Source organism: Pseudomonas sp. TE3-3-F2023 (assembly GCF_036784815.1).
GTDB lineage: Bacteria > Pseudomonadota > Gammaproteobacteria > Pseudomonadales > Pseudomonadaceae > Aquipseudomonas > Aquipseudomonas pudica.
In genome coordinates, this window is record NZ_CP145113.1 from 171119 (window position 1) to 197589 (window position 26471).

The 26471-nt window shown below is 64.5% G+C and carries 27 protein-coding genes; 21 read left to right on the forward strand and 6 right to left on the reverse strand.

Annotation, left to right across the window (positions count from 1 at the left end; all coding sequences use genetic code 11):
- Positions 1 to 196: 196 nt before the first annotated feature.
- From cbiE to V3314_RS00875, 17 genes are all read left to right on the forward strand, one after another.
- Complete coding sequence (cbiE, locus tag V3314_RS00795; protein WP_322492382.1) at positions 197 to 1408, forward strand: precorrin-6y C5,15-methyltransferase (decarboxylating) subunit CbiE; 1212 nt, start codon at positions 197 to 199, stop codon at positions 1406 to 1408.
- Entirely contained in the window at positions 1401 to 2495 is a 1095-nt protein-coding gene (locus V3314_RS00800; RefSeq protein ID WP_135002752.1) for a cobalt-precorrin-5B (C(1))-methyltransferase, read from the forward strand. The genes cbiE and V3314_RS00800 overlap by 8 nt, the downstream gene beginning before the upstream one ends.
- On the forward strand, positions 2492 to 3217 hold the full coding sequence (locus V3314_RS00805; protein WP_046613259.1) for a cobalt-precorrin-6A reductase: 726 nt from the start codon (positions 2492 to 2494) through the stop codon (positions 3215 to 3217). The genes V3314_RS00800 and V3314_RS00805 overlap by 4 nt, the downstream gene beginning before the upstream one ends.
- Positions 3218 to 3470: 253 nt before the next feature.
- Positions 3471 to 3908 carry an NfeD family protein gene (locus V3314_RS00810; protein WP_135002751.1) on the forward strand — a complete coding sequence of 146 codons (438 nt, stop codon included), beginning with the start codon at positions 3471 to 3473 and terminating at the stop codon, positions 3906 to 3908.
- A gap of 26 nt (positions 3909 to 3934) precedes the next feature.
- The gene (locus V3314_RS00815; protein WP_013974384.1) at positions 3935 to 4789 is read left to right on the forward strand and encodes an SPFH domain-containing protein; all 855 of its coding nucleotides are present in this window, start codon (positions 3935 to 3937) and stop codon (positions 4787 to 4789) included.
- Positions 4790 to 5002: 213 nt separating this feature from the next.
- Complete coding sequence (locus V3314_RS00820) at positions 5003 to 5392, forward strand: DUF2946 domain-containing protein (RefSeq protein ID WP_196183310.1); 390 nt, start codon at positions 5003 to 5005, stop codon at positions 5390 to 5392.
- 47 nt (positions 5393 to 5439) lie between these two features.
- Complete coding sequence (locus V3314_RS00825; RefSeq protein ID WP_046613261.1) at positions 5440 to 5925, forward strand: copper chaperone PCu(A)C; 486 nt, start codon at positions 5440 to 5442, stop codon at positions 5923 to 5925.
- Positions 5926 to 5948: 23 nt separating this feature from the next.
- On the forward strand, positions 5949 to 6380 hold the full coding sequence (locus V3314_RS00830) for a DUF2946 domain-containing protein (protein WP_085599687.1): 432 nt from the start codon (positions 5949 to 5951) through the stop codon (positions 6378 to 6380).
- A gap of 69 nt (positions 6381 to 6449) precedes the next feature.
- On the forward strand, positions 6450 to 8501 hold the full coding sequence (locus V3314_RS00835; protein WP_338459835.1) for a TonB-dependent copper receptor: 2052 nt from the start codon (positions 6450 to 6452) through the stop codon (positions 8499 to 8501).
- A 58-nt stretch (positions 8502 to 8559) separates the two neighbouring features.
- Positions 8560 to 9927 carry a PepSY domain-containing protein gene (locus V3314_RS00840; RefSeq protein WP_338459836.1) on the forward strand — a complete coding sequence of 456 codons (1368 nt, stop codon included), beginning with the start codon at positions 8560 to 8562 and terminating at the stop codon, positions 9925 to 9927.
- 232 nt (positions 9928 to 10159) lie between these two features.
- Complete coding sequence (gene cycA / locus V3314_RS00845) at positions 10160 to 11566, forward strand: D-serine/D-alanine/glycine transporter (protein WP_025340798.1); 1407 nt, start codon at positions 10160 to 10162, stop codon at positions 11564 to 11566.
- A 371-nt stretch (positions 11567 to 11937) separates the two neighbouring features.
- Complete coding sequence (gene urtA / locus V3314_RS00850) at positions 11938 to 13203, forward strand: urea ABC transporter substrate-binding protein (RefSeq protein WP_046613270.1); 1266 nt, start codon at positions 11938 to 11940, stop codon at positions 13201 to 13203.
- Positions 13204 to 13376: 173 nt separating this feature from the next.
- Positions 13377 to 14831 carry an urea ABC transporter permease subunit UrtB gene (urtB, locus tag V3314_RS00855; RefSeq protein ID WP_230385007.1) on the forward strand — a complete coding sequence of 485 codons (1455 nt, stop codon included), beginning with the start codon at positions 13377 to 13379 and terminating at the stop codon, positions 14829 to 14831.
- Entirely contained in the window at positions 14831 to 15910 is a 1080-nt protein-coding gene (gene urtC, locus V3314_RS00860; RefSeq protein ID WP_085599694.1) for an urea ABC transporter permease subunit UrtC, read from the forward strand. The genes urtB and urtC overlap by 1 nt, the downstream gene beginning before the upstream one ends.
- A complete protein-coding gene (gene urtD, locus V3314_RS00865; RefSeq protein WP_046613274.1) occupies positions 15907 to 16764 on the forward strand; it encodes an urea ABC transporter ATP-binding protein UrtD in 858 nt (285 codons plus the stop codon). Before urtC ends, urtD begins: the two co-directional genes overlap by 4 nt.
- Before the next feature lie 145 nt (positions 16765 to 16909).
- Positions 16910 to 17608 carry an urea ABC transporter ATP-binding subunit UrtE gene (gene urtE, locus V3314_RS00870; RefSeq protein ID WP_013974394.1) on the forward strand — a complete coding sequence of 233 codons (699 nt, stop codon included), beginning with the start codon at positions 16910 to 16912 and terminating at the stop codon, positions 17606 to 17608.
- Positions 17609 to 17639: 31 nt separating this feature from the next.
- Entirely contained in the window at positions 17640 to 18155 is a 516-nt protein-coding gene (locus V3314_RS00875) for an N-acetyltransferase family protein (RefSeq protein WP_338459837.1), read from the forward strand.
- Between the two features lie 154 nt (positions 18156 to 18309).
- Here the strand turns inward: V3314_RS00875 and V3314_RS00880 are convergent, their stop codons facing one another.
- Together V3314_RS00880 and cbpA are read right to left on the reverse strand one after the other, a co-directional pair.
- Positions 18310 to 18615 carry a chaperone modulator CbpM gene (locus tag V3314_RS00880; RefSeq protein WP_025340803.1) on the reverse strand — a complete coding sequence of 102 codons (306 nt, stop codon included), beginning with the start codon at positions 18613 to 18615 and terminating at the stop codon, positions 18310 to 18312.
- Positions 18616 to 18617: 2 nt separating this feature from the next.
- Positions 18618 to 19571 (reverse strand): curved DNA-binding protein, encoded by a 954-nt coding sequence (cbpA, locus tag V3314_RS00885; protein WP_046613278.1) that lies wholly within the window; start codon positions 19569 to 19571, stop codon positions 18618 to 18620.
- A 164-nt stretch (positions 19572 to 19735) separates the two neighbouring features.
- Between cbpA and V3314_RS00890 the strand changes: the two genes are divergently transcribed.
- Positions 19736 to 21007: an Hsp70 family protein gene (locus tag V3314_RS00890; RefSeq protein ID WP_046613279.1), complete on the forward strand. Its 1272-nt coding sequence runs from the start codon at positions 19736 to 19738 to the stop codon at positions 21005 to 21007.
- A 134-nt stretch (positions 21008 to 21141) separates the two neighbouring features.
- On the opposite strand, the gene V3314_RS00895 is transcribed toward V3314_RS00890, so the two are convergent.
- The 3 genes from V3314_RS00895 to V3314_RS00905 all read right to left on the reverse strand — a co-directional run bounded on the left by V3314_RS00895 (position 21142) and on the right by V3314_RS00905 (position 23360).
- The gene (locus V3314_RS00895; RefSeq protein ID WP_046613280.1) at positions 21142 to 22149 is read right to left on the reverse strand and encodes a membrane protein; all 1008 of its coding nucleotides are present in this window, start codon (positions 22147 to 22149) and stop codon (positions 21142 to 21144) included.
- A 71-nt stretch (positions 22150 to 22220) separates the two neighbouring features.
- A complete protein-coding gene (locus tag V3314_RS00900) occupies positions 22221 to 22508 on the reverse strand; it encodes a PsiF family protein (RefSeq protein WP_003258250.1) in 288 nt (95 codons plus the stop codon).
- Positions 22509 to 22571: 63 nt separating this feature from the next.
- Complete coding sequence (locus V3314_RS00905) at positions 22572 to 23360, reverse strand: helix-turn-helix transcriptional regulator (protein WP_046613281.1); 789 nt, start codon at positions 23358 to 23360, stop codon at positions 22572 to 22574.
- 226 nt (positions 23361 to 23586) lie between these two features.
- Between V3314_RS00905 and V3314_RS00910 the strand changes: the two genes are divergently transcribed.
- Entirely contained in the window at positions 23587 to 24459 is an 873-nt protein-coding gene (locus tag V3314_RS00910; protein WP_196183307.1) for a DMT family transporter, read from the forward strand.
- Here V3314_RS00910 and V3314_RS00915 read toward each other — a convergent pair.
- A complete protein-coding gene (locus V3314_RS00915; RefSeq protein ID WP_046613284.1) occupies positions 24456 to 25346 on the reverse strand; it encodes a triacylglycerol lipase in 891 nt (296 codons plus the stop codon). The two genes, V3314_RS00910 and V3314_RS00915, sit on opposite strands and share 4 nt — an antisense overlap.
- Positions 25347 to 25469: 123 nt before the next feature.
- Between V3314_RS00915 and osmE the strand changes: the two genes are divergently transcribed.
- The gene (osmE, locus tag V3314_RS00920) at positions 25470 to 25811 is read left to right on the forward strand and encodes an osmotically-inducible lipoprotein OsmE (protein ID WP_015271980.1); all 342 of its coding nucleotides are present in this window, start codon (positions 25470 to 25472) and stop codon (positions 25809 to 25811) included.
- Between the two features lie 48 nt (positions 25812 to 25859).
- Positions 25860 to 26390 carry a ferritin-like domain-containing protein gene (locus V3314_RS00925; protein ID WP_046613724.1) on the forward strand — a complete coding sequence of 177 codons (531 nt, stop codon included), beginning with the start codon at positions 25860 to 25862 and terminating at the stop codon, positions 26388 to 26390.
- Positions 26391 to 26471: the final 81 nt, after the last annotated feature.

Genomic DNA, 26471 nt, shown 5'->3' on the forward strand with positions numbered 1-26471 from the left:
TTGTCCGGCGGCATGAAAAGCCGGTGGTCGAGCATCATCGATGATCGAGTAGAAATTAAGGACCGCGTCGCCTTCTTCGCGGGCATGCCCGCTCCCACAGAATCACCGCTGCCAGCAACGGCTGCGCTGTACCTGTGGGAGCGGGCGAGCCCGCGAAGGGGCGCGCAGCGGCCCCAAAAATGGCGGAATGAAATACATGGCACCCTGGCTGACAGTTGTAGGTATCGGCGAAGACGGCTTCAGCGGCCTGGGCAAGCAGGCCCGGCGCGCGCTGCTGGGCGCTGCGCGGATCTTCGGCAGCCCGCGCCAGCTGGCCTTGCTGCCACGCTGCGTGGCCGGCGAGCGGCTGGGCTGGCCAAGACCGTTCTCGCTGGCCCCAGTTCTGGCCCTGCGCGGCGAGCCGGTGTGCGTGCTGGCCAGCGGCGACCCGATGTTCTACGGCGTCGGCGCCAGCCTGGCGCGCCAACTGCCCGCCGCTGAAATGCGCGTGCTGTCGATGCCCTCCTCCTGCGCCCTGGCCGCCGCCCGCCTGGGCTGGCCACTGCAGGACGTACAGGTGGTTTCGCTGGTTGCTCGGCCCCCGGCAGCGCTCAATGCCCACCTGCACAGCGGCGTGCGCCTGCTGGTGCTGAGCAACGACGGCGACGGCCCGGCCGTAATTGCCACTCAGTTGCGCGAGCGGGGCTTCGGGCCAAGCCGCCTGCGAGTCTTCGAACACTTGGGTGGCGTGGACGAACGGGAGTTGGCCGGCACCGCCCAGGACTGGCCGCACAGCGACGTCGCCGCGCTCAACCTGGTAGCCATCGAGTGCCTGGCGTCGCCCGAGGCGCCGCGCCTGCACCGGCTGGCCGGGCTGCCGGACAGCGCCTTCCGGCATGACGGCCAACTGACCAAGCGCGATGTCCGCGCCATCACCCTCGCCCGCCTGGCACCACAGCCCGGCGAGCTGCTGTGGGACGTGGGTGCCGGCTGCGGTTCGATCGGCATCGAATGGATGCGCGCCCACCCGGCCTGCCGCGCCCTGGCCATCGAGGCCGACGCAGGCCGCCAGGGCTTCATCGAATACAACCGCGATGCGCTGGGTGTACCCGGCCTGCAATTGGTCTGCGGCCAGGCACCGGCGGCGCTGGAGGGCCTGGAGCGGCCGGATGCTGTCTTCATCGGTGGCGGCGTCACCCGCGAAGGTGTTCTCGACCTGTGCTGGGCAAACCTGCGCCCCGGTGGCCGGCTGGTAGCCAATGCGGTGACCCTGCAAAGCGAACTGGCCCTGGCGCATTTCCGAGAACGCCATGGCGGCGAGCTGACCCGCATCCATGTCGCCCATGCCCAGCCATTGGGCGCGTTCGACACTTGGCGCCAGGCGCTGCCGATCACATTGCTGGACGTGGTGAAACCCGCCGATGCGTGAAGAGACCCGCGAACAGCCCGCTCCCCTGCGCAGCGGCCTGACCACCGGTAGCTGCGCCACTGCCACCAGCCTGGCGGCAGCACGCTTGCTGCTGGGCGGCGAGAGCAGCGACGCAGTCAGCATTACCCTGCCCAAGGGCAAGGTGGTGCAGATGCGCCTGGAGTTCTGCCGCCTCACCAGCCAAGGTGCCGAAGCGGGCACACTCAAGGACGCCGGCGACGACCCGGACGTGACCCATGGCGCACTGCTCTATAGCCAGGTGCGCCTGCTGGCCGAACCGGGTATCCGTTTTGTCGCCGGCACCGGCGTCGGCACCGTGACCCGCCCGGGGCTGGTGCTGGCGGTGGGTGAGCCGGCCATCAACCCGGTGCCACGGCGCATGATCAGTGAACACCTGCAACGCCTGGCGGACGAATGCAGCTACGCCGGCGGCTTCGAGGTCACGGTCAATGTGCAGGGCGGCGAGCAACTGGCCCTGAAAACCATGAACCCGCGTCTGGGCATCCTCGGAGGGTTGTCGATCCTCGGCACCAGCGGCATCGTGCGGCCGTTTTCCTGCGCGGCCTACATCGCCTCGATCCACCAGGGCATCGACGTCGCCCATACCAACGGCTACACGCATATCGCCGCATGCACCGGCAACGCCAGCGAAGACACCATGCGCCGCGTCTATGGCCTGCCGGAAATAGCCCTGATCGAAATGGGCGACTTCGTCGGTGCCGTGCTCAAGCACCTGCGCAAGGTGCCAGTACCACGCCTGACCCTGTGCGGCGGTTTCGGCAAGATCAGCAAATTGGCTGCCGGGCACATGGACCTGCACAGCCGCCACTCCAGCATCGACCTGCCGCAACTGGCCGGCTGGGCAGCGGACATCGGCGCCGACGAGGCGCTGCAGGCATCGATCATTACTGCCAACACCAGCCAGCAGGCCCTGGCACTGGCCCATGCAGCCGGCATCCCCTTGGGTGACGCGGTGTGCGGCCACGCCCTGGCGTTTGCCCGCAGCGTGGTGCCGGCGCAGGTGCAGGTGGAGGTGTTCGCCATCGATCGCCAGGGTGGCATCGTCGGCCGGGCAGGCGTGCAATGAACGCGCGCATCCTGCTGCTGGGCGGTGTCACTGAAGCCCTGGCCATAGCTCGCCGCCTGGGCCCACAGCACGTCTACAGCCTGGCGGGCATTGGCCGGGTGCCGCAGGACCTGCAATGCCAGGTTCGGGTCGGCGGATTTGGCGGTGCCGAAGGGTTGGCCAACTACCTGCACGAGGCAGGCATCACGTTGCTGATCGATGCCACCCATCCCTACGCCGCGCAGATCAGCCGCAATGCCGCCAACGCCTCACGCCTGGCCGGTATCCCGTGCTGGGCCTTGCGCCGCCCGGCCTGGCAATCACAAGCCGGGGACGACTGGCGCGAGGTCGAGGACTGGGCAGGGTTGATCGAGGCACTCAAGCCGTTTCGCAGGCCATTGTTCACGCTGGGGCGTGAGCCGCTGCAACATCTGGGCGAGATACCGTCGGAGCAGTTCTGGACCTTGCGTGCGCTGGAGGCATGCCCTGGCAATGATCGCTGCGAAGTGATTGGCGCGCGCGGGCCGTTCCATATCGAGGATGAGCGGGCGTTGTTCCAGCGCCGCAAGATCGATGTGCTGATCAGCAAGAACAGCGGCAGCGTGGCGACCGAACCGAAGCTGGAAGTGGCGCGGGAGCTGGGGATACCCGTGCTGATCCTGAAGCGACCGGCGTTGCCGGATGTGGACCGGGCATTCGACTCGCCAGCCGACCTGGCTGCGGCACTCGACCTGCGCGGATAACAGATTCCGTAAACGCACCGCAGATCCCTGTGGGAGCGGGTTTACCCGCGAAGAAATCATCGCGGTGCATGGCACCGGCTTCGCCGGTGTTCGCGGGTGAACCCGCTCCTACAGGTGACGCGGCAACTTTCATGTATTTGCACAAGGCAGTTGCTCCTACAGCCATTTCGGACTTTTCCTTCAAACCATGAAGTGGCCTTGTGCCGCACTGCTGCCGTAAACTCGGCACTCTCCCCCGGAAGGCACTACCCATATGGAAATGCAATGGTGGATCTGGCTGGTCTTCGGCATCGCGCTGATCCTGCTCGAACTGGTCCTGCCGACGTTCTTCATCCTCTGGTTCGGCATCGGCGCCGTGCTGGTGTCGCTCATTTCACTGGCCGCCCCCAGCCTGCAACTGGACATGCAGGTGCTGCTGTGGGTGCTGATGTCGTCAGTCACCACGGCACTGTGGTTCAAGCTGTTCCGGCGCAAGCAACCAGACGTACGCTGGACCGCCGAAAGCGTGATCGGTGAAGTAGGGCTGCTGACTGCTGGCGTGTCGGAGTTCCAGAAAGGCCGTGTGCGCTTCCAGAAGCCCATCCTCGGCAACGAGGAGTGGACCTGCGTCGCCAACAGCGAGATCGCGGCCGGCGAGCGGGTACGCCTGACCGCCATCGAAGGCAACACCGCCCGGGTCACCCGAGCCTGAATCCGCACTAAAAGGAATTTCGCATCATGACCAGCCTCATCGTCGTCGTCGCCATCGCCCTGTTCGTCCTGATAACCGTGTTCAAGGGGGTGCGCATCGTGCCCCAGGGCGAGGAATGGGTCGTCGAGCGCCTGGGCCGCTACCAAAGCACGCTCAAGCCCGGCCTGAACATCGTCATCCCGTACATGGACGTGGTCGCGTACCGCCTGCCGACCAAGGACATCATCCTCGATGTGCAGCAGCAGGAAATCATCACCCGGGATAACGCGGTGATCGTCGCCAACGCCCTGTGCTTTGCCAAGGTGGTCGACCCGCAGAAGGCCTCCTATGGCGTGCAGGACTTCTCGTTCGCCGTCACCAGCCTGACCATGACCTCGCTGCGCGCCATCGTCGGCGCCATGGACCTGGACGAAGCGCTGTCCAGCCGCGAGCAGATCAAGGCGCGTCTGCGCGAGGCGATGTCCGAGCAGACCGAAGACTGGGGCGTGACCGTACGCTCGGTGGAAATCCAGGACATCAAGCCCTCGGAGAACATGCAATTGGCCATGGAGCGCCAGGCGGCAGCAGAGCGTGAGCGCAAGGCCGACGTGACCCGTGCCGAAGGGGCCAAGCAGGCTGCGATCCTGGAAGCAGAAGCACGCTTGCAGGCAGCCAGGCTGGATGCCGAAGCGCAGATCAGCCTGGCCGAGGCCTCGGCGCGGGCGATTTCGCTGGTCAAGGACGCGGTCGGCAACGAGACCGTACCGGCGATGTACCTGCTGGGCGAGCGCTATGTGGGGGCGATGGAAAACCTGGCGGGCAGCAGCAATGCCAAGGTGGTGGTGCTGCCGGCGGACCTGCAGGAGACCGTGCGTGGGCTGATGGGCCGCAACAAGGCTTGAGGGTACCTTTGCCTTCAGCGCCGACAAGCCAGCCCCCACAGGTTTACCACAGGCTTTGAAATCTGTGCGTTCCCTGTGGGAGCTGGCTTGCCGGCGATTGGGCTGCAGAGCAGCCCCTCGAAGGGCCCGGCCTGCGTCACTTCACCGCACCCCGCCATTTTTACCTATACTCCGCCTTACAATACCCACCACGATTCCTGACCGGATCTCTCCATGCCCCCACGTCGGCACATCGCCTGGATAGCCTGCCTTGCAGTGCTGTTCAACCTGCTGGCCATGCCGCTGTCTTCCGCCGCGCCCAAGGGCCCGGCCGAGCAGCTGCTGTGGGGGGCCTTCTGTTCCAGCATGGCCAACAAGGCCAAGGTCGACGTCCAGGCCCTGGCCAAGATCGACCTCGGCCCGCAAAGCGACGAAAGCGCCAGCATTATGAATTGCTGGTGCTGCTTCGGTGCGGCGCCACTGCTGGCCCTGCCCGGCTATCCGCCGCAGCTGCACAACCCGCCGACACTGCTGGCCGGGCCGCTGCCGCCACCTGCCGACTACCACGCCACGCCGCGCCAACTCTGGCCGGCGCTCAACCCCCGTGCCTCTCCGCTGGCCTGAGTTCATCACGCTGTCTGCCTGAACCTGAACAGAAACGGAGATTCACCATGCTCAAGCACGCCCTCGTCATGGCCGCCCTGCTGCTGCCCGGCGCCTATGCCAATGCCCACGAATACAGCGTGGGTGACCTGCACATCGCCCACCCCTGGTCACTGCAGCTGCCACCCAACGCCCCCAACGTCGCGGCGTATTTCGTGGTGCACAACAATGGCCAGGCCGACGACCGCCTGCTCGGTGTCGACAGCCCCATCAGCGATGACGCACAACTGCATGAGCATGCCATGAGCGCCAGCGGTGCCATGAAGATGCAGCAGGTGCCCAGCGTGGTGGTGCCCGCAGGCAAGGACCTGACCTTCGCCCCCAGCGCCTACCATGTGATGCTGATGCAGCCCAAGGACCGCAGCCTGCTCAGCGACGGCAAGCGCTTCCCGTTGACCCTGCACTTCGAAAAGGCCGGCGATATCACCGTCGATGTGGCAGTGCAGAAGCAGGCGCCGACGGACCAGCCGCAAGCCCACGAACACACGCACTGATCACCCGCTGAAAGGCACTCGCCATGAGCCTGCCGCGCAACAGCATCAGCCGTTCCACCCGCCCTGACCGCAGGCGCGCCGGTGGCGGATGGCTGAGCCTGTTCGCCATGTGGATGATCTTCATCGGCCCGCTGATTTCCCAGTCGATGCCGATGGACCACCACGCCGGCATGAGCATGCCGATGGACATGCCGATGGCAACCGCCCATCAGCATGGCGGCAACCCCCATCACGGCCAGGCTGGCGATGGCCAGTTGCATGTGATGTGGGAAAAGTGCGGTTACTGCAGCCTGCTGTTCAACTGCCCGGCCCTGCCCCAGGCCCTCAGCCCGCTCAGTGCAGGCAACGTCGTATCCACCACTCACCTGTTCGCACCCACGCGCCAGGGGCATGCCCGGCAGGCTGTATTCCCCGGCGCGCGCAGCCGCGCCCCACCTTCCTCGATCAACGTCTGAACCCACATTTTTTTGCGCACGGAGCCAGGAGGCTTCGCGCTGACTCATGACTGATCGACTGGAATCATTATGTCCGGCTGCACCCCTGTTTTTGCCTTGTCCCTGCGTGGGACCATCGCCGCCGTGTGCGGCTCACTGCTCGCGCCCGTGGCCCTGGCCGCCGACCCAGGCCATGAAGGCCATGCACACGACGCCTCCGAGCTGAGCCCGACGGTGATCACCGCCGTGGCCCCGAGCTCGCCGCTGACCGTGGTCACCAACCCGAAAGACCCGCGCCAGCCGGTGCCGGCCAGCGATGGCGCCGACTACCTGAAGACCATCCCCGGCTTCTCGGCCATCCGCGCCGGCGGCACCAACGGCGACCCGGTACTGCGCGGCATGTTCGGCTCGCGCCTGAACATCCTCACCAATGGCGGCATGATGCTGGGCGCCTGCCCCAACCGCATGGATGCCCCCACCTCGTACATTTCGCCGGAAACCTACGACCGCCTGACCGTCATCAAAGGCCCGCAAAGCGTGATCTGGGGGCCGGGCGGCTCGGCGGGAACCATCCTCTTCGAGCGCGAGCCGGAGAAGTTCGGCACCCTCGGCAGCCGGGTCAATGCCAGTCTGTTGGCCGGCTCCAACGGCCGCTTCGACAAGGTGCTGGACACTGCCGCCGGCAACAACCAGGCCTACGCCCGCTTCGTCGGCAACCAGTCGCGCTCGGACGACTACCACGATGGCAGTGACAACACCGTGCCGTCACGCTGGGACAAATGGAACGGCGATGTCGCCCTCGGCTGGACCCCCGACCAGGACACCCTGCTGGAACTCACCGCCGGCAAGGGCGACGGTGAGGCTCGCTATGCCGGGCGTGGCATGGACGGCTCGCAGTTCAAGCGCGAAAGCCTGGGTCTGCGTTTCGAAAAATCCAACCTCGGCGAGGTGCTCGACAAGGTCGAGGCGCAGGTCTACTACAACTACGCCGACCACGTGATGGACAACTACAGCCTGCGCACGCCTTCGGGCAGCGGCATGATGGGCATGCCGATGGTCAGCAACGTCGACCGCCGCACCATGGGCGCACGCATCAAGGCCACCTGGCGCTGGGCCGATGTGCAACTGATCGGCGGCATCGACGCGCAGACCAACGAACATCGCAAGCGCGGCGGCATGGGTGTGGACGCGCACAAGGGCCAGGCCTGGACCAAGGACGCCGACTTCCACAACTACGGTGCCTTCGGCGAGCTGACCTGGTACGTCAGTGGTGAGGACCGCATGATTACCGGTGCCCGCCTGGACCGCGCCTCGGCCCGCGACTTCCGTGCGACCAGCGCCACCAACGGCGACACCCGCGCCGACACCCTGCCCAGCGGCTTCGTCCGCTACGAGCACGACCTGGCAGCCATCCCGGCCACCACGTACATCGGCCTTGGTCATGCCCAGCGTTTCCCCGACTACTGGGAGCTGTTCTCGCCCAAGCTGGCCCCACCCGGTGCGGCCAATGCTTTCGACGGTATCAAGCCAGAGAAGACCACCCAGCTCGACTTCGGTATCCAGTACCGCGACGAGCGCATTGAAGCGTGGGTGTCTGGCTACATCGGGCAGATCCGCGACTACATCCTGTTCGACTACCAGGGGATGAGCTCCCAGGCTCGCAACATCGACGCCCGCATCATGGGCGGCGAACTGGGCGCGGCCTACCAGCTGACGGAAAACTGGAAGGCGGACGCCACGCTGGCCTACGCCTGGGGCAAGAACAGCAGTGACGGCACAGCACTACCGCAAATGCCGCCTCTGGAAAGCCGCCTGGGCCTGACTTACAGCCGCGATGCATGGAGCGTCGGTGCACTGTGGCGGTTGGTGGCGGCGCAGAACCGCATCGCCGAGAACCAGGGCAACGTGGTCGGCAAGGACTACGACAACAGCGCCGGCTTCGGCGTGTTCTCGCTCAATGGCGCCTACAAGGTAAGCAACCACCTCAAGCTCAGCGCAGGGGTCGACAACCTGTTCGACAAGACCTACGCCGAGCACTTGAACCTGGCCGGGAACGCCGGGTTCGGCTACCCGGCTACCGATCCACAGCCGGTCAACGAGCCAGGCAGGACCTTCTGGACCAAGGTCGACTTCAGCTTCTGACAACAACAACGGGCGCGGCGCAGGTCGCGCCCCTCTGCTGGTCAAACAGGAGGTTCCCATGAGAGGAACACGCATCAATTTCTACAACCTGGCCTGGCGTTGGCACTTCTATGCGGGGCTGTTCGTGGCCCCGTTCATGATTCTGCTGGCAATCACCGGGATCATCTACCTGTTCAAGCCGCAGCTCGACCCGTTGCTGTACCGCGAGCTGATGGTGGTCGACGCCGGCCACCACCGCCAGGGCGCGGACACGATGCTGGCCGAAGTGCGCAAGGCCTACCCCAAGGGCCACGTTGGCCAGTACCTGCCGCCGCTGGACGCCGAACGCAGCGCGCAATTCGTGGTGCATGATGCCGGGCGCGAACTGAACGTATTCGTCGACCCCTACAGCGGCAAAGTCCTCGGCGAACAGGATGGCAAGCAGAACCTCCAGGCCATCGCCCGCGCTCTGCATGGCGAACTGATGGTCGGCACGGTTGGTGACCGCCTGGTGGAGCTGGCCGCGGGCTGGGGCATCGTGCTGGTGGTATCGGGCCTGTACTTGTGGTGGCCACGCGGGCGCAATGGCGCTGGCGTGCTGTGGCCACGGCTATCGGCACGCGGCCGACTGTTCTGGCGCGACCTGCATGCGGTGACCGGTTTCTGGGGCTCGGCCTTGTTGCTGCTGATGCTGGTCAGCGGCATGACCTGGACCGGCCTGTGGGGCAAGCAGTACGCCGACTTGTGGAACCGCTTTCCGGCGGCCATGTGGAACGACGTGCCCAAGTCGGACCAGCAGGCGGGTGAACTCAACAGCGCACACCGCCAGACCGTGCCCTGGGCGATGGAAAACACGCCGATGCCGCAGTCTGGTGCACACGCCGAACATGCGGGGCATCACATGATGTCAAGCGCGCCGGCAGCGCCACAGATAAGCCTGCAGCAGGTCGAAGACATCGCTACCGCGCGCCAGGTCGAACCGGGTTACAGCATTACCGCGCCGACCACGGCCGATGGCGTGTTCACCATCGCCGTATTCGCCGACGACCCGCGCAACGACGCCACCCTGCATGTCGACCAGTACACCGGCAAGGTGTTGGCCGATGTGCGCTGGCACGACTACAGCCCGGTCGCCCGTGCCACCGAGCTGGGTGTGATGCTGCATGAAGGCAAGATGTTCGGTGCGCTCAACCAGATCATCATCCTGCTGGTGTGCCTGATGATCTTGCTGGGTTCGGTGAGCGGGCTGGTGATGTGGTGGAAGCGCAGGCCGGCCGGCGGGCTGGGTGTGCCGCCGCTGCGCCATGACCTGCCGCGCTGGAAGGTAGCGGTGGGGGTGATGCTGGTGCTGGGGTTGATGTTCCCGCTGGTGGGGGTGTCGATGGTGGTGATGTGGCTGGTGGATAGCCTGGTGGTCAGGCGCGGCCGGGGGCTGGCCAGCGCTTGAGTCTTAGCCTGTACCGGCCTCTTCGCGGGCTTGCCCGCTCCCACAGGGTCACCACAGATTTCGAGGCCTGTGGTGTACCTGTGGGAGCGGGCAAGCCCGCGAAGAGGCCGGCACAGGCACAACACTGCTACCCAAAAGTCGAGTCGATCTGTCGCGCCCCGAACTGGAACGCGCGTGTTAGCCTAACCGGCTACCTCTGACAAGACGACCGACCGTCCAAGGGAATGAGCCTATGACGCAAACCTCACCCACAGCGCCAGATGAACAGCATCTGCAGCGCAACCTGACCAACCGCCACATCCAGCTGATCGCCATCGGCGGCGCGATCGGTACCGGCCTGTTCATGGGCTCGGGCAAGACCATCAGCCTGGCCGGGCCGTCGATCATCTTCGTCTACATGATCATCGGCTTCATGCTGTTCTTCGTCATGCGCGCCATGGGCGAACTGCTGCTGTCGAACCTCAACTACAAGTCGTTCATCGACTTCTCCGCCGACCTGCTCGGCCCCTGGGCAGGCTACTTCACCGGCTGGACCTACTGGTTCTGCTGGGTAGTCACTGGTATCGCCGACGTGGTCGCGATCGCGGCCTATACGCAGTTCTGGTTCCCTGAACTGCCGCAGTGGATACCGGCGCTGACCTGCGTAGGGCTGCTGCTGTCGCTGAACCTGGTGACGGTGAAGATGTTCGGTGAAATGGAGTTCTGGTTTGCCCTGATCAAGATCGTCGCCATCATCGGCCTGGTCGTCACCGGTCTGTACATGGTCATCACCGGCTTCACCTCGCCCAGCGGGCGCACCGCGCAACTGGCCAACCTGTGGAATGACGGCGGCATGTTCCCCAATGGCCTGATGGGCTTCTTCGCCGGTTTCCAGATCGCCGTGTTCGCCTTCGTCGGCATCGAGCTGGTGGGCACAACCGCCGCCGAAGCGAAGAACCCGGAGCGCACCCTGCCACGGGCGATCAACTCGATCCCGGTACGGATCATCGTGTTCTACGTGCTGGCGCTGATCGCGATCATGGCCGTGACGCCATGGCGCGACGTGGTGCCAGGCAAGAGCCCGTTCGTGGAACTGTTCGTGCTGGCCGGCCTACCGGCAGCGGCGAGCATCATCAACTTCGTGGTGCTGACTTCGGCGGCTTCGTCGGCCAACAGCGGCGTGTTCTCCACCAGCCGCATGCTCTACGGCCTGAGCCAGGAGGGTGACGCACCCAAGGCCTTCGAGAAACTGTCGAGCCGCTCGGTACCAGCCAACGGCCTGTACTTCTCCTGCACCTGCCTGCTGCTGGGCGCAGTGCTGATCTACCTGGTGCCGAACGTGGTCGAGGCGTTCACCCTGGTCACCACCGTTTCGGCGGTGCTGTTCATGTTCGTCTGGACATTGATCCTGCTGTCGTACCTGAAGTACCGCAAGCACCGCGCGGCACTGCATCAGGCCTCGAAGTACAAGATGCCGGGCGGGCGCTTCATGTGCTACGTGTGCCTGGTGTTCTTTGCCTTCATTCTGGTTTTGCTGAGCCTGGAGGACGATACCCGTGCGGCATTGCTGGTGACGCCGATCTGGTTCGTGCTGCTGGCGGTGACCTATCAGGGGGTGCGCAGCAAGCGCCATCCACGCACGGCAGTGCGTAACGGCTGATGACCCTGGGGGCTGCTCTGCAGCCCTTTCGCCGGCAAGCCAGGCTCCCACCTCGACCGCATCGACTTCAAGTCATGCGCTATCAACTGTCTTGTGTTGCCTGTACTGGCCTCATCGCCGGCAGGGCAGCTCCCACAGGGACAGCGCATGGCTCGAGGCCGATGCGCTCGGTGTGGGAGCTGGCTTGCCGGCGATGGGCCGCACAGCGGCACCAATCCTGTGCACACAAATCCATCAGGCACCAACCTGGATCCAACCAACGCCCCAACACCTCGCACAACCCCTCTATTGCGCACCTTCCGCCGTTAGGCACACCCCTTGCAACCCCCTCCCCGCTTGCCCAACACATAAAAACTCAGCGGAGAGAGCACATGAAGCGACGCAGTCTGATCAAGGCCTTCACCCTTAGCGCATCGATTGCCGCAATGGGCCTGAGCTGGAGCATCCAGGCCGCCGAAACCATCAAGGTCGGCATCCTGCATTCGCTGTCGGGGACCATGGCCATTTCCGAGACTTCGCTCAAGGACATGGCGCTGATGACCATCGAGCAGATCAACGCCAAGGGCGGCGTGAACGGCAAGCTGCTCGAGCCGGTGGTGGTCGACCCGGCCTCCAACTGGCCGCTGTTCGCAGAAAAGAGTCGCCAGCTGCTGACCCAGGACAAGGTGGCAGTGGTGTTCGGTTGCTGGACCTCGGTATCGCGCAAGTCGGTACTGCCGGTGTTCGAGGAACTGAACGGCCTTCTGTTCTACCCGGTGCAGTACGAGGGTGAAGAGATGTCGCCGAACGTGTTCTACACCGGCGCCGCGCCCAACCAGCAAGCCATCCCGGCCGTGGAGTACCTGATGAGCGAGGACGGCGGCAGCGCCAAGCGCTTCTTCCTGCTGGGCACCGACTACGTCTACCCGCGCACCACCAACAAGATCCTGCGTGCCTTCCTGCACAGCAAGGGCGTGGCCGACAAGGACATCGAAGAGGTGTACACGCCGTTCGGCCACAGCGATTACCAGACCATCGTCGCCAACATCAAGAAGTTCTCCGCCGGTGGCAAGACCGCGGTCATCTCCACGGTCAACGGCGACTCCAACGTGCCGTTCTACAAGGAGCTGGCCAACCAGGGCCTGAAGGCCACCGACGTGCCGGTGGTGGCGTTCTCGGTGGGCGAAGAAGAACTGCGCGGCATCGACACCAAGCCGCTGGTGGGCCATCTGGCGGCGTGGAACTACTTCGAGTCGGTGGATAACCCGGTCAACCAGAAATTCGTCGCCGACTGGAAGGCCTACGCCAAGGCCAAGGGCCTGCCAGGCGCCGACAAGGCGGTGACCAACGACCCGATGGAGGCGACCTATGTGGGCATACACATGTGGGCGCAGGCAGTGGAGAAAGCCAAGTCCACCGATGTCGACAAGGTACGCGAAGCACTGGCCGGGCAAAGCTTCAAGGCGCCATCCGGCTTCACCCTGACCATGGACAAGACCAACCACCACCTGCACAAGCCGGTGATGATCGGCGAGATCCAGGATGACGGGCAGTTCAGTGTGGTGTGGGAAACCGAGCAACCGCTGCGGGCGCAGCCATGGAGCCCGTTCATTCCCGGCAACGACAAGCGCCCTGATTACGCCGTGAAAGGTAACTGAGTGCACTGGGGCTGCTTTGCAGCCCAATCGCCGGCAAGCCAGCTCCCACAAGAAAAAGCACCCTCCTCAAGGCCTGTGGATGACCTGCGGGAGCTGGCTTGCCGGCGATGAATCCAACGCCGATTTCCAGGATTACCCGCATGCTCAGACTGCTGCTCACCCTGCTCCTGCTGATGCCCTTGGCAACCCAGGCCAGCGAGGGCGAATTCTTCCTCACCGCCAAGCCCGCCGAGCAGGCCCAACTGCTCGAAAGCTGGGCGGCGCAACCCGATTCCGCACGCCTGCCGCTGCTGGAGAACCTGCGCCAAGGCCGCATCGCCGCTGAAGACACGCGCAAGGTGCGCCTGAACAACCGCCTGCGCGGCCTGATCGACAATGCCCTGGCCAGCCACCAGTTGCTCAGCCACAACAGCGCCATCCGCCTGGCCGCCGCCCAGCAACTGCAAAAGAGCGCGCAACCTGCGCAAATGGCCTTCCTCGACCGGCGCTTTGCCCTCGAAGTGGACCCCGCCGTGCACGCCGCCCTCGGCTTGGCCCTGGCCAACCTGCAACTGGGCGCCAGCGAACCGGCAGTACGCCTGGCCGCCGTTCGCCTGCTCGGCGAAACCGGTGACCCGCTGGCCCGCACCCGCCTCGAAGCCTTGCTGCAACCCAACGCGGAAACCGACCCGGGCGTGCGCACCGCCGCCGAAACCAGCCTGGCCCAGGTGCAGCGCAAGCTGCTGGCGGGCGAACTGCTCGGCCAGGCCTTCAGCGGCCTGTCGCTGGGCTCGATCCTGCTGCTGGCAGCACTTGGCCTGGCCATCACCTTCGGCCTGCTCGGGGTGATCAACATGGCCCACGGCGAAATGCTGATGCTCGGCGCCTACAGCACCTACATGGTCCAGGTACTGCTGCAGCGCTACGCCCCCGGCGCCATCGAGTTCTACCCGCTGATCGCCCTGCCAGTGGCGTTCGCCATCAGTGCCGGGGTCGGCATGGCATTGGAGCGCACGGTAATCCGCCACCTGTACGGTCGCCCACTGGAAACCCTGCTGGCGACCTGGGGCATCAGCCTGATCCTGATCCAGGCCATCCGCCTGCTGTTCGGCGCGCAGAACGTCGAAGTCAGCAACCCGGCCTGGCTGTCGGGGGGCATCCAGTTGCTGCCCAACCTGGTGCTGCCATACAACCGCCTGGTGATCATCGGCTTCGCCCTGGCCGTGGTACTGCTCACCTGGCTGCTGCTCAACCGCACACGGCTGGGCCTGAACGTGCGTGCGGTCACCCAGAACCGCAACATGGCCGCCTGCTGCGGCGTGTCCACCGGGCGCGTCGACATGCTCGCCTTCGGCCTCGGCTCGGGCATCGCCGGGCTTGGTGGCGTGGCCCTGAGCCAGGTCGGCAACGTCGGCCCGGACCTGGGCCAGAGCTACATCATCGACTCGTTCCTGGTGGTGGTGCTCGGCGGCGTCGGCCAGTTGGCCGGCAGCCTGTGGGCAGCCTTCGGCCTTGGCATCGCCAACAAGCTGCTGGAGCCGCAGATCGGCGCCGTGCTCGGCAAGATCCTCATCCTTGCGTTGATCATTCTGTTCATCCAGAAGCGCCCGCAAGGCCTGTTCGCCCTCAAGGGACGGGTAATCGACTGATGAACCAGCCACTGCTTGTCACCGCTACGCAAAAGGCCGGGCCACGCCTGACCCTGGCCATCGGCGCCGTCGTCGTCCTGCTGCTGGTGGCCCTGCCGCTGCTGTCGCTGCTGCCGGCGGACCATGCCCTGCAAGTGTCGGCCTACACCCTGACCCTGATCGGCAAGATCCTCTGCTACGCCATCGTCGCCCTGGCCCTGGACCTGGTCTGGGGCTACGCCGGGCTGCTGTCGCTGGGCCACGGGCTGTTCTTCGCCCTTGGTGGCTACGCCATGGGCATGTACCTGATGCGCCAGGCCGCCGGTGACGGCCTGCCAGGGTTCATGACCTTTCTGTCGTGGAGCGAGCTGCCGTGGTACTGGGCTGGCACCCAGCATTTTGCCTGGGCCCTGTGCCTGGTGGTGCTGGCGCCCGGGCTGCTGGCGCTGGTGTTCGGCTGGTTCGCCTTCCGCTCGCGGATCAAGGGCGTGTACTTCTCGATCATGACCCAGGCGCTGACCTTCGCCGGCATGTTGCTGTTCTTCCGCAACGAAACCGGCTTTGGCGGCAACAACGGCTTTACCAGCTTCCGCACTATCCTTGGCTTCGACATTGCTGCCCAAGGCACCCGCGCGGTGCTGTTCCTGCTCACCGTCGGCCTGCTGCTGGCCAGCCTGTACCTGTGCAGGTGCCTGACCCGCAGCAAGTTCGGCCGCCTGCTCACCGCCGTGCGCGACGCCGAGAACCGCCTGATGTTCTGTGGGTATGACCCACGCGGTTTCAAGCTGCTGGTGTGGGTGCTGAGCGCCGTACTGTGCGGCCTGGCCGGTGCGCTGTACGTACCGCAGGTGGGCATCATCAACCCCAGCGAGATGTCGCCGACCAACTCCATCGAAGCCGCCGTGTGGGTGGCCCTGGGCGGGCGCGGCACCTTGCTCGGCCCGTTGCTCGGCGCCGGCCTGGTCAATGGCATGAAAAGCTGGTTCACCGTGGCCTTCCCGGAGTTCTGGCTGTTCTTCCTCGGCGCATTGTTCATCCTCGTCACCCTGTACCTGCCCAAGGGCGTGGTCGGCCTGTTGAAGAAAAGGAGCCAGCCATGAGAGGCGTACCCCCGGTACACCCCGAATTCATGCTCGAACCGGTGTTCGACAACCTAGGCGCCGGCCGCGACGCCATCGGCCTGGGCCACAGCCGCAAGGCCGGCCTGGACACCCGCCATGGCACAGTGCTGAGCCTGGAAGACATCAGCGTCAGCTTCGATGGCTTCAAGGCGCTGAACGCGCTGAACCTGTACATCGGCGTGGGCGAGCTGCGTTGCATCATCGGCCCCAACGGGGCCGGCAAGACCACGATGATGGATGTGATCACCGGCAAGACCCGGCCTGACAGCGGTACGGCCTATTTCGGTGACACCCTCGACCTGACCCGCATGAGCGAATACCAGATCGCCCAGGCCGGCATAGGCCGCAAGTTCCAGAAGCCCACGGTGTTCGAGGCGCTGACGGTGTTCGAAAACCTGGAACTGGCGCTGAAGGCCGACAAGTCGGTATGGGCCAGCCTGGCAGCGCGCTTGGGCGGTGAGCAGCGCCAGCGCATCGAGGAAGTGCTGGGCATTTTGCGCCTGCTGCCACTGGCCCAGCGCCAGGCAGGGTTGCTGTCGCATGGGCAGAAGCAGTTCCTGGAGATCGGCATGCTGCTGGTGCAGGAGCCGCAACTGCTGTTGCTGGACGAGCCGGTCGCGGGCATGACCGATGCCGAGACCGAGTTCACGGCCGAACTGTTCAAGGGGCTGGCTGGCAAGCATTCGCTGATGGTGGTGGAGCATGACATGGGGTTCGTTGGCAGCATTGCCGACCATGTGACCGTGCTGCACCAGGGCAGCGTGCTGGCGGAAGGGTCGCTGGAGCAGGTGCAGGCGGATGAGCGGGTGGTCGAGGTGTATCTGGGCCGCTAGACATGGATACCTGTGCCGGCCTCTTCGCGGGTAAACCCGCTCCCACAGGTACGGCACAGGCCTGAAGAGCTGCGCGATCCTTGTGGGGGCGGGTTTACCCGCGAAAGGGCCGGCACAGGCAAAGCAGATTTCCCAGGAACCACACATGCTGAAAATCGACACCCTGCACCAGTACTACGGCGGCAGCCACATCCTCCGGGGCCTGTCCTTCGAAGCCAAGGTCGGCGAAGTCACCTGCCTGCTGGGCCGCAACGGCGTGGGCAAGACCACCCTGCTGCGCTGCCTGATGGGCCTGGTCCCGGCCCGCGACGGCAGCATCGAATGGGAAGGCAAGCCGATCACCAGCCTCAAGCCCCAGCAACGGGTCCACGCCGGCATCGCCTACGTGCCCCAAGGCCGCGAGATCTTCCCGCGCCTCACCGTCGAGGAAAACCTGCTGATGGGCCTTTCGCGCTTCCCCGCCCGTGAAGCTCGCGAGGTACCGCCCTTCATCTACGAACTGTTCCCGGTGCTGGAGCAGATGAAACAACGCCGAGGCGGTGACCTGTCCGGCGGCCAGCAGCAACAGCTGGCCATCGGCCGCGCACTGGCCAGCCGCCCGCGCCTGCTGATCCTCGACGAGCCCACCGAGGGTATCCAGCCTTCGGTGATCAAGGAGATTGGCGCAGTCATCCGCCGCCTGGCCGAGCGCGGCGACATGGCCATCCTGCTGGTGGAACAGTTCTACGACTTCGCCGAGGAACTGGCCGACCAGTACCTGGTGATGGCGCGTGGCGAGATCATCCAGCGGGGCCGCGGCGAAAACATGCAGGCCGAAGGTGTGCGCGGGCTGGTAACCATTTAATCTGCAAGCAACTACCCTGCGAGACACTGTCATGAGTCATGAAATCCGCGACGCCCTGCCTTCCGACGTGCCGGGCATCCTCGACATCTACAACGACGCGGTGCGCAACACCACGGCGATCTGGAATGAAACCCCGGTGGACCTGGCCAACCGCCAGGCCTGGTTCGATGCACGGGCGCAGCAGGGCTACCCGATCCTGGTAGCGGTGGATGAGAGCGGGGTGCTGGGCTATGCGTCGTTTGGCGACTGGCGGCCATTCGAGGGCTTTCGCAACACCGTGGAACATTCGGTTTATGTCCGTGGCGATCAGCGTGGCAAGGGGCTGGGGCCGGTGCTGATGGCGGCGCTGGTCGAGCGTGCACGGGCCTGTGGCAAGCATGTGATGGTGGCGGCTATCGAGAGCGGCAACGCAGCGTCGGTGCGCCTGCACGAGCGCCTGGGCTTCGTGGTGACCGGGCAGATGCCGCAGGTGGGGGTGAAGTTTGGCCGGTGGCTGGATTTGACCTTCATGCAGCTGGTGCTGAACCCCGGGGCAGAACCAAGCTGAGAAACCAGGCCTCACAAGTTCCCTGTAGGAGCGGCCTTGTGTCGCGATGGGCTGCGCAGCAGCCCCAGATCTTTGCTTCATCTCAAGATTGCCGGGGCTGCTGCGCAGCCCATCGCGACACAAGGCCGCTCCTACAGGGGTTAGCCGCAACGGCCTACATCTGGGTAAACCTGCCCAACCGCTGCCTCAGCATGTTGTTCTCGCTGCGCAACTGCTGCACTTCCTGCAGCAGCTCCAGCGCCAGCGCCACCCCTTCCCACTCCAGTTCCAGCTCCTGATGCAGCTTCGCCGCACGTTTGGCCAACAACGGCGCCTGATCGTCGAACAACCAGTCCTCCGGCGTTCGGCCGGAAGGTTCGACAATGCCGTGCTCGACGATTTCGATCACGCAGTCAGCCGTGATATCGGCCTCCTGACACAAGGTACGCATGTCCAGTTGAACGATCAGGGTGCTGCTCATGATCACTTACTCCATTGTGTCCTCGGGTTGAACGCAGCCTTCTCGGAAAGCTTGGCCCACAATTCGCGGGCAGCCTCATCGGATGCTGGCGGCATGACCACCTTCAGTTGCGCGTAAAGGTTGCCGCGCTCGCCACTCTTGTTGGCCAGGCCCTTGCCCGGTACGCGCAGGCGCTGGCCGCTCTGGCTGTCGGGGCGGATGGTGAGGTTGATCTTGCCGTCCAGGGTCGGCACGGCCACCTTGGTGCCCAGTGCTGCCTCCCACGGTGCCAGCGGCACAGTGATGATCAGGTCATGACCTTCGACATCGAACAGCGGGTGCGGTGCCATGCGAATGGTCAGGAACAGGTCGCCATTGGCTCCGCCACCACTGCCCGGCGCGCCCTGGCCCTTGAGGCGGATGCGCTCGCCATCGGTCACCCCGGCCGGGATCTTCACGTTCAGGGTTTTGGTAGTGAAGCCGGTGCGCTGGCCCATGCCGTTGGTCTGCGGCACCTGGAAGCTGATCTGCTTGGACTCCTTGCTCAGGGTCTCTTCAAGGAATACCGCCAGTTCTAGCTCCACGTCCTGCCCCCGCCTACCGGCGCTGCGTTGCTGCTGCCGGGCACCACCGAATGGGTTGCCACCTCGGCCACCAAAGATCGAGCTGAAAAAGTCGGAAAAATCACCGCCTTCGAAACCACCGCCACCACCGCGGCTTTCCCAGCCCGGTGGTGCCTGGAACGGTCGGCCATGCTGGCCGCCGTACTTGCGGATTTCGTCGAATTCGGCACGCTTCTGCGCGTCGCCCAGCACTTCGTAGGCCTCGTTGGCCTCCTTGAATTTTTCCTCGGCGTCGCGCTCCTTGCTGACATCGGGGTGATACTTGCGCGCCAGCTTGCGGTACGCGGCCTTGATCGCCTTGTCGTCCGCCGTGGGCTCTACGCCGAGTATCTTGTAATAGTCTTTGAAGTCCATCTATGGATCACCAATGTGAATGTGCGTGTTGCAAAAGAAGATAGGGGTCAAGCATAGCCTTTCAAGACCGCCTTGGGTTTGCTCCATGGCAGACGACCGGTCTTGATTCTGTAGCCAACTGGCATACACTGCGCGGCCGTTTTGCCTCCGGAAGCTCATTTCCCATGTCTGACGTATCCCCGGCCCGCGCCCTGGGCATCGACTTTGGCACCTCCAACTCCACGGTCGGCTGGCACCGCCCCGGCGCCGAGTCGCTGATTGCCCTGGAAGACGGCAAGATCACCTTGCCCTCGGTGGTGTTCTTCAACATCGAGGAGCGTCGCCCGGTATATGGTCGCCTGGCATTGCAGGAGTACCTGGAAGGCTACGAAGGCCGCCTGATGCGTTCGCTGAAAAGCCTGCTGGGCTCCAAGCTGATCAAGCATGACACCAGCGTGCTGGGCAGCGCCCTGCCGTTCAAGGACCTGCTGGGCATGTTCATCGGCGAGCTTAAAAAACGCGCCGAGGCCGCTGCCGGGCGTGAGTTCGAGCAGGTGGTGCTGGGCCGCCCGGTGTTCTTCGTCGACGAAGACCCGGCCGCCGACCAGGAGGCCGAGGACACTCTGGCCGAAGTGGCGCGCAAGATCGGCTTCAAGGATGTGTCGTTCCAGTACGAGCCGATTGCCGCGGCCTTCGACTACGAGTCGAGCATCAGCCGCGAAGAGCTGGTGCTGATCGTCGACATTGGCGGTGGTACCTCGGACTTCACCCTGATCCGCCTGTCCCCCGAGCGCCACTTGGTCGCCGAGCGCCAGAGCGACATCCTCGCCACCGGCGGTGTGCACATTGGCGGTACCGACTTCGACAAGCAGCTGAGCCTGCAGGGCGTGATGCCGTTGTTCGGCTATGGCAGCCGCATGAAGAGCGGTGCGCTGATGCCGACCAGCTATCACCTCAACCTCGCCACCTGGCACACCATCAACGCCCTGTACTCGCAGAAGTCGCAGCTGGCGCTGGGCAGCATGCGCTATGACATCGAGGACACGCTGGGCATCGACCGCCTGTTCAAGCTGATCGAAGAGCGTGCCGGGCACTGGTTGGCGATGGAAGTTGAGGCCAGCAAGATAGAGCTGACCGAGCAGCAGAGCCGCCACGTCGACCTCGGCCGCATCGAGCGCGAGCTGGGCGTGGACCTGTCACGGGCGCTGTTCGAAGGGGCTATCGAAGGGTTGCTGGAGCGAGTGCGTGGTAGCGTCAGCGAACTGCTGGCCAAGGCTGGCGTCAGCCAGACCCAGGTCGATACGGTGTTCTTCACCGGTGGTTCCAGCGGGATTCCGGCGCTGCGCAACAGCGTGTCGGCGATGCTGCCGAATGCGCGGCATGTGGAAGGCAACATCTTTGGCAGCATTGGTAGCGGGCTGGCCATCGAGGCGCGCAAGCGCTACGGCGTAGCCTGAGCCATCCCTTTCACCTGTGCCGGCCTCTTCGCGGGTAAACCCGCTCCCACAGGGTCCCCGCAAGCCTTGAGAGAAGTGGCGTACCTGTGGGAGCGGGTTTACCCGCGAAGAGGCCGGTACTGGTCAATAAAGAATCAGACCAGTTCGGCCCGCTTCAGCTCACTCTTCAGGTAGGCATAGTAGATCGGCCCCGCCACCACTCCCGGCAGCCCGAACGCCGCTTCGAACACCAGCATCGCCAGCAGCAGTTCCCACGACTTGGCACTGATCTGCCCGCCCACGATCCGCGCGTTGAGGAAATATTCGACCTTGTGGATAACGATCAGGTAACCCAGCGCCGCCGCCGCCACCCAGACCGACAGCGACAGGCCGACGATGGTGATCAGGGTGTTCGACATCAGGTTGCCGATCACCGGCAGCAGGCCCAGCAGGAAGGTCAGCACGATCAGCGTCTTGGTCAGTGGCAAGTGCACGTCGAACATCGGCAGTACCACGGCCAGGAAGATGCCGGTGAAGGTGGTGTTGAGCAGCGAAATCTTGATCTGCGCGAAGACGATGTTGCGAAACGCCTGCACCAGCAGGCTCAGGCGCTCGAACAGCGCCGCCGCCAGCGGCTTGCGCCGGGAGATGTCGGGGATGCGCTGCAAGGCGACGATGGCGCCGAGTATCATGCCGATCAACAGGGTGACGAACATGTGCGCCATGCCCTTGCCCACCAGCTGCAGGTCGCTCAAGTGGCTCTTGATCCAGTCACCGATGGCCACCTTGAACTCCGCCGCACTGGCCGGCAGGTAGCCTTCGATGAACGGCGGCAGCTGGCTACGGGCGCGCTCCACCAGGGCCATGAACTTGTCCAGCGAGGCCCCGGGGTTTTCCGCCTCGTGCAGCAAAAAGCTGAAAGCACCGGCAAACAGCAGGGTCAGGGTGCTGACCACCAGCGTGCCGAGCAGCGCTACAGCCAGCCAACGGGCGCGCTGCCCGGCAATCAACGGCTGCAGCCGCGGCGTGAGCATGTTTACCAGCTCGAACACCAGCAGGCCGGCCAGCAGGCTCGGCAGCAATTTCAGGGGCAACGCCAGCAACAGGCCGGCAAACACGATGATCCAGCTGGCCAGGGTGACCTGGCGGGGGGTGAAGGTCATACAGCCTCAACGGCAGACAACGGGAAAGACCCGCAGTCTGCCAGCCTTACGTCTGCAGGCATAGGCGCAGGTCATTTCTTCTTCAGGCAGTCGCTCATGAACGCTTTGCGCTCGTCACCCTTCAGGGCCTTGGTGGTGGCGTCGGCGTTGCAGGTTTTCATCTTCTCTTGCTGGGTTTGCGGCACATCCTTCTTCAGGCAGGTGCTCATGAAAGCTTTGCGCTCATCGCCCTTGAGGGCCTTGGCGGTGGCGTCGGCGTTGCAGGTTTTCATCTTTTCCTGCTGCGCGGTATTGGCAGCGAAGCCTTGGGCACTGAACAACACCGCCAATACCAGTAAGGGGATTTGCAGCACTTTCATGGAGTAGTCTCCTTGGCTCCGTGCCCGATGCACGGGGGTCGAGCTGAGTGTAGCCAAGAATTCTCAACGCCCTGCCCGTGCCTGGCGGCGGTATTGCTCGGGCGTGCACCGGGCCTGGCGCTGGAACATGGCGATAAACGCCGAGGCGCTGCTGTAACCCAGGTCAAAGGCGATGGCCTGGATCGGCTGGCCGGCCTCCAGCGCTTCGATGGCGCGCAGAAAGCGCAGGCGCAGGCGCCATTCGCCAAAACTGATGCCCAGTTCACGCAGGAACTGGCGGGCCAGGGTACGTTCGCTTACATGCACACGGGCGGCCCAGTCGGCCAGCGGACGGTTGTCGCCTGGCTCGGCACCAAGGCCATCGAGCACCTGTCGCAAGCCTTCGCTGTGGGCAAACGGCAGGTAGCAGGCCTGGGTGGGAGCCAGCAGCAACTGGTCGAGCAGCACTTGCACCAGGCGCTGGTCGCGCTCGCCCTCGGCCACCCGCAGGTCGCGCCGGGCAAAGTCGGCGAGGATGGCCTTGAGGATGTCGCTGATCATCAGGCTGCACGGTTGCTTCGGCAGTGCGGCGCACAGGCTGCGGTCCAGGTAGACCGAACGGTAGACGATGGCCTGCGGGTTGTAGCAGCCATGCTCGGTGTCGGGTGGCACCCACACGGCGTATTGCGGTGGGGACAGGAAGTGCTGGCCGGCGACCTCCAGGTGCATCACGCCGTGGGCGGTGTAATTGAGCTGGCCCCAGGCGTGGCGATGCAAGGCGCTATGGGTGTCGGCACCGAACTCGTCGTGGCGGAAGTACACCGGGGCCGGGAGCCGGGTGAACTGAGGAATGTCGAGGTATTTGCGCGGCATGCTGTCTGCTTTGCGGGGTGGGTTGTCTGGATAGGAGTATAGGCTTGTTGACAGACAGTTGATAATGGCTGCCATCGGGGCCTGCTGCGCAGGCCATCGCGACACAAGGCCGCTCCTACAGGAACCCGCGTTGCCTTCCGGGCCTGTGCGATACCTGTAGGAGCGGCCTTGTGTCGCGATGGGCTGCAAAGCAGCCCCAATCAGTCCAAAACGAGTAAGCCGCTACATGAACTACCTGTTCCCCCTGACCGCCATCCTGATATGGGCCGGCAACACCGTGGTCACCAAGATGTCCGCTGGGGCCATTCACCCCGCCGAGATCGGCCTCTACCGCTGGCTGCTGGCCGCGCTGTTGTTCACGCCGTTCCTGCTGCCCACCGTGTGGCGCAATCGCGCGGCCATTCGCCCGCACCTGGGCAAGGTTTTCGTGCTGGGCGTGCTGGGCATGGCGATGTACCAGAGCCTGGCCTACTTCGCTGCCGGCATCACCAGCGCCACCAACATGGGCATCATTCTTTCGCTGATGCCACTGATGTCACTGGCACTGTCCATCGCCTGGCTGGGCCAGCGCCTGAGCTACGGCGCCTTGCTGGGCGCGCTGGTGTCATTTTTCGGCGTGCTTGAAGTGGTCAGTGCCGGCCACCCCGCCAACCTTCTGCAACAAGGCCTGAACAGCGGCGACTTGCTGATGCTGGTGGCCACGCTGGCCTACGCGCTGTACAGCTTCCTGCTGAAGAAATGGCAGCTGCGCCTGCCGCCGATGCAGCTGCTGTACCTGCAGGTGCTGGTAGCCATCGTCGTGCTGTTGCCGCTGTTCCTGCTGTCGGACAAGACTGGCCTGAACAGCCGCAACATCGGCCTGGTGCTGTACGCCTGTGTACTGGCCTCGATGATCGCGCCCCTGGTGTGGATGCAAGCCGTCCACCGCCTGGGGCCCAGCCGCACCACGCTGTTCTTCAACCTGCTGCCGCTTGTCACGGCACTGATCGCCGCCGTGGTGCTCGACGAGCAGCTGGCCCGCTATCACCTGGTCGGCGGCCTGCTGACCCTGGCGGGCGTGGTGCTGGCCGAGCGCTGGACCACACCGATTCGTCGCTAGAGCCCTGCCGCCTTGAGCCGGGCGGCATGTTCGGTGAACAGCCGCACCGGTTCGGCACCCTTGCCCACCGCACCAAGCGACTGGTTGACGATATCCAGGTGGTCGAGCGGGTAATCGTCGCCAATCACCTGCCCCAGGTGCGAACTGAAGCGCCCGACCATGCCGTCGCAATGGCCCTTTTCCTTGACGAAGCTGCGTGCGAACAGGCGGCAGAAGTGGCTACTGCCGTCGAAACGGTTGCGCCGCTGGTCGGTCAGGCCGGGCTGCAAGGTGCCGGACCAGGAGTAATAGCGCACGCCATCGACCTCATAGGCCCCTTCCCCGCCCCAGGAATCTGGCAACCCCTGTGGATAAGCCTGGTTGAACAGCGCCACCCCGGCGCTGGTCAAAGATTGGTGCGAGGCGTGTACATCCACCGGCAGCGGGTCGCGGCGCCAGCCGGTTTCCAGCCACACCAGCAGCACGGCCAAGCCATGCAGCACAGCCTTCAGGATGCGCCCCTGTGGGGAATCGCCCGGTGCCGTACGCTCCAGGTAGTCGGCCAGCTCCGAGCCATGGTTGGGCCCCGCCACCGAAGTGACCGAAGCCACCCGCCCGGGCCGCCTGGCAGCCGCATAGCGCGCGCTCAGGGCGCCCTGGCTGTGGCCGATGAGGTTGACCTTTTCCGCTCCGGTACGCAGGCAGATGTCTTCGATGATCGCCAGCAACTGCTCGCCGCGCACCTCGCTGGAATGCAGCGGCGAAACCTGCACCGGGAACACCTGCGCCCCGCCCTTGCGCAGGGCCGGTACGATGCCGAACCAGTAGGGGTAGAGCACTACCCGGACAAAACCGAGCATGCCCGGCACCAGCACCAACGGGTATCGCGTGGCCAATTCCTGCTGCATTGCCCCAGCCCCTTTCCGTGGACGACCGGCCAACACTACAGCGGCATTGATGACCATCGCAATCGAACTCCCGGCGCGCGCTGCGGTTCCAAACCACACAGACCCTTTGCAAGGAGCGGGACCATGTACAAGCAGACCCTGGCAATCCTTCTGGCAAGCGCCACCCTCGCCGCCTGCGGCAGCCGCCCGGAAAACCCGGTGGACTACGTCACCTACCGCGACGAGCCGCTGGTCAAGCAGGTGGAAAAAGGCATGACCATGCAGAAAGTCATCGCCATCGGCGGCAGCCCGTCCAACGTGATCGACCTTCCCCATGGCGGCACCTGCAACGACTACATCCTCAACCACGATGGCCACCAGCAGCCCTACTACGTGCGTTTCGATGCCACCGGCCATGTCGACGCCAAGGGCTTCAAGACTTGCAAACAACGCGAAGAAGACAGCGACGCCGTCCACGGCGCCTAAGCCTTCCAGGCCATACCCATGACCACCCTGATGTTCCAGGAGATGAACATGAATGCGACTGAATTGACCGATGTGCAAACCCTGCGCGAACGTGCCCGCCAGCATGTCGAGCAAGGTGCGGTGACCGAGGGCTACGATGCTGATCGCCAACAGATCCTGCGCCTGCTCAATGATTCACTGGCCACCGAGCTGGTCTGCGTGCTGCGCTACAAGCGTCATTACTTCATGGCCAGCGGCATCAAGGCCAGCGTGGCTGCCGACGAATTCCTCGAGCATGCCAACCAGGAAGCCGAGCACGCCGACAAGCTTGCCGAACGGATCGTGCAGTTAGGTGGAGAGCCGGATTTCAACCCGGACAACCTGAGCCAGCGGTCTCATGCCCAATATGTGGCGGGCACTTCATTGAAGGAGATGGTGCTGGAAGACCTGGTGGCGGAGCGGATCGCCATCGATAGCTATCGCGAGATCATTCAGTACATTGGAGATAAAGATCCGACTACGCGGCGGATTTTTGAAGACATCCTCGCGCAGGAAGAAGAGCACGCGGACGATATGTCCGACCTGTTGCAAGGCTTGTAATTGCTGGGGGCGCTTTGCGCCCCATTCGCCGGCAAGCCGGCTCCCACAGGTATTGCACGAGCCTTGAGGTCTGTGGAGTCC

What these genes read in the sequence shown, in the direction of transcription:
- cbiE (WP_322492382.1), top strand. Translation starts at nt 197, where the DNA reads ATGGCACCCTGGCTGACAGTTGTAGGTATCGGCGAAGACGGCTTCAGC.
- V3314_RS00800 (WP_135002752.1), top strand. Translation starts at nt 1,401, where the DNA reads ATGCGTGAAGAGACCCGCGAACAGCCCGCTCCCCTGCGCAGCGGCCTG.
- V3314_RS00805 (WP_046613259.1), top strand. Translation starts at nt 2,492, where the DNA reads ATGAACGCGCGCATCCTGCTGCTGGGCGGTGTCACTGAAGCCCTGGCC.
- V3314_RS00810 (WP_135002751.1), top strand. Translation starts at nt 3,471, where the DNA reads ATGGAAATGCAATGGTGGATCTGGCTGGTCTTCGGCATCGCGCTGATC.
- V3314_RS00815 (WP_013974384.1), top strand. Translation starts at nt 3,935, where the DNA reads ATGACCAGCCTCATCGTCGTCGTCGCCATCGCCCTGTTCGTCCTGATA.
- V3314_RS00820 (WP_196183310.1), top strand. Translation starts at nt 5,003, where the DNA reads ATGCCCCCACGTCGGCACATCGCCTGGATAGCCTGCCTTGCAGTGCTG.
- V3314_RS00825 (WP_046613261.1), top strand. Translation starts at nt 5,440, where the DNA reads ATGCTCAAGCACGCCCTCGTCATGGCCGCCCTGCTGCTGCCCGGCGCC.
- V3314_RS00830 (WP_085599687.1), top strand. Translation starts at nt 5,949, where the DNA reads ATGAGCCTGCCGCGCAACAGCATCAGCCGTTCCACCCGCCCTGACCGC.
- V3314_RS00835 (WP_338459835.1), top strand. Translation starts at nt 6,450, where the DNA reads ATGTCCGGCTGCACCCCTGTTTTTGCCTTGTCCCTGCGTGGGACCATC.
- V3314_RS00840 (WP_338459836.1), top strand. Translation starts at nt 8,560, where the DNA reads ATGAGAGGAACACGCATCAATTTCTACAACCTGGCCTGGCGTTGGCAC.
- cycA (WP_025340798.1), top strand. Translation starts at nt 10,160, where the DNA reads ATGACGCAAACCTCACCCACAGCGCCAGATGAACAGCATCTGCAGCGC.
- urtA (WP_046613270.1), top strand. Translation starts at nt 11,938, where the DNA reads ATGAAGCGACGCAGTCTGATCAAGGCCTTCACCCTTAGCGCATCGATT.
- urtB (WP_230385007.1), top strand. Translation starts at nt 13,377, where the DNA reads ATGCCCTTGGCAACCCAGGCCAGCGAGGGCGAATTCTTCCTCACCGCC.
- urtC (WP_085599694.1), top strand. Translation starts at nt 14,831, where the DNA reads ATGAACCAGCCACTGCTTGTCACCGCTACGCAAAAGGCCGGGCCACGC.
- urtD (WP_046613274.1), top strand. Translation starts at nt 15,907, where the DNA reads ATGAGAGGCGTACCCCCGGTACACCCCGAATTCATGCTCGAACCGGTG.
- urtE (WP_013974394.1), top strand. Translation starts at nt 16,910, where the DNA reads ATGCTGAAAATCGACACCCTGCACCAGTACTACGGCGGCAGCCACATC.
- V3314_RS00875 (WP_338459837.1), top strand. Translation starts at nt 17,640, where the DNA reads ATGAGTCATGAAATCCGCGACGCCCTGCCTTCCGACGTGCCGGGCATC.
- V3314_RS00880 (WP_025340803.1), bottom strand. Translation starts at nt 18,615, where the DNA reads ATGAGCAGCACCCTGATCGTTCAACTGGACATGCGTACCTTGTGTCAG.
- cbpA (WP_046613278.1), bottom strand. Translation starts at nt 19,571, where the DNA reads ATGGACTTCAAAGACTATTACAAGATACTCGGCGTAGAGCCCACGGCG.
- V3314_RS00890 (WP_046613279.1), top strand. Translation starts at nt 19,736, where the DNA reads ATGTCTGACGTATCCCCGGCCCGCGCCCTGGGCATCGACTTTGGCACC.
- V3314_RS00895 (WP_046613280.1), bottom strand. Translation starts at nt 22,149, where the DNA reads ATGACCTTCACCCCCCGCCAGGTCACCCTGGCCAGCTGGATCATCGTG.
- V3314_RS00900 (WP_003258250.1), bottom strand. Translation starts at nt 22,508, where the DNA reads ATGAAAGTGCTGCAAATCCCCTTACTGGTATTGGCGGTGTTGTTCAGT.
- V3314_RS00905 (WP_046613281.1), bottom strand. Translation starts at nt 23,360, where the DNA reads ATGCCGCGCAAATACCTCGACATTCCTCAGTTCACCCGGCTCCCGGCC.
- V3314_RS00910 (WP_196183307.1), top strand. Translation starts at nt 23,587, where the DNA reads ATGAACTACCTGTTCCCCCTGACCGCCATCCTGATATGGGCCGGCAAC.
- V3314_RS00915 (WP_046613284.1), bottom strand. Translation starts at nt 25,346, where the DNA reads ATGCAGCAGGAATTGGCCACGCGATACCCGTTGGTGCTGGTGCCGGGC.
- osmE (WP_015271980.1), top strand. Translation starts at nt 25,470, where the DNA reads ATGTACAAGCAGACCCTGGCAATCCTTCTGGCAAGCGCCACCCTCGCC.
- V3314_RS00925 (WP_046613724.1), top strand. Translation starts at nt 25,860, where the DNA reads ATGAATGCGACTGAATTGACCGATGTGCAAACCCTGCGCGAACGTGCC.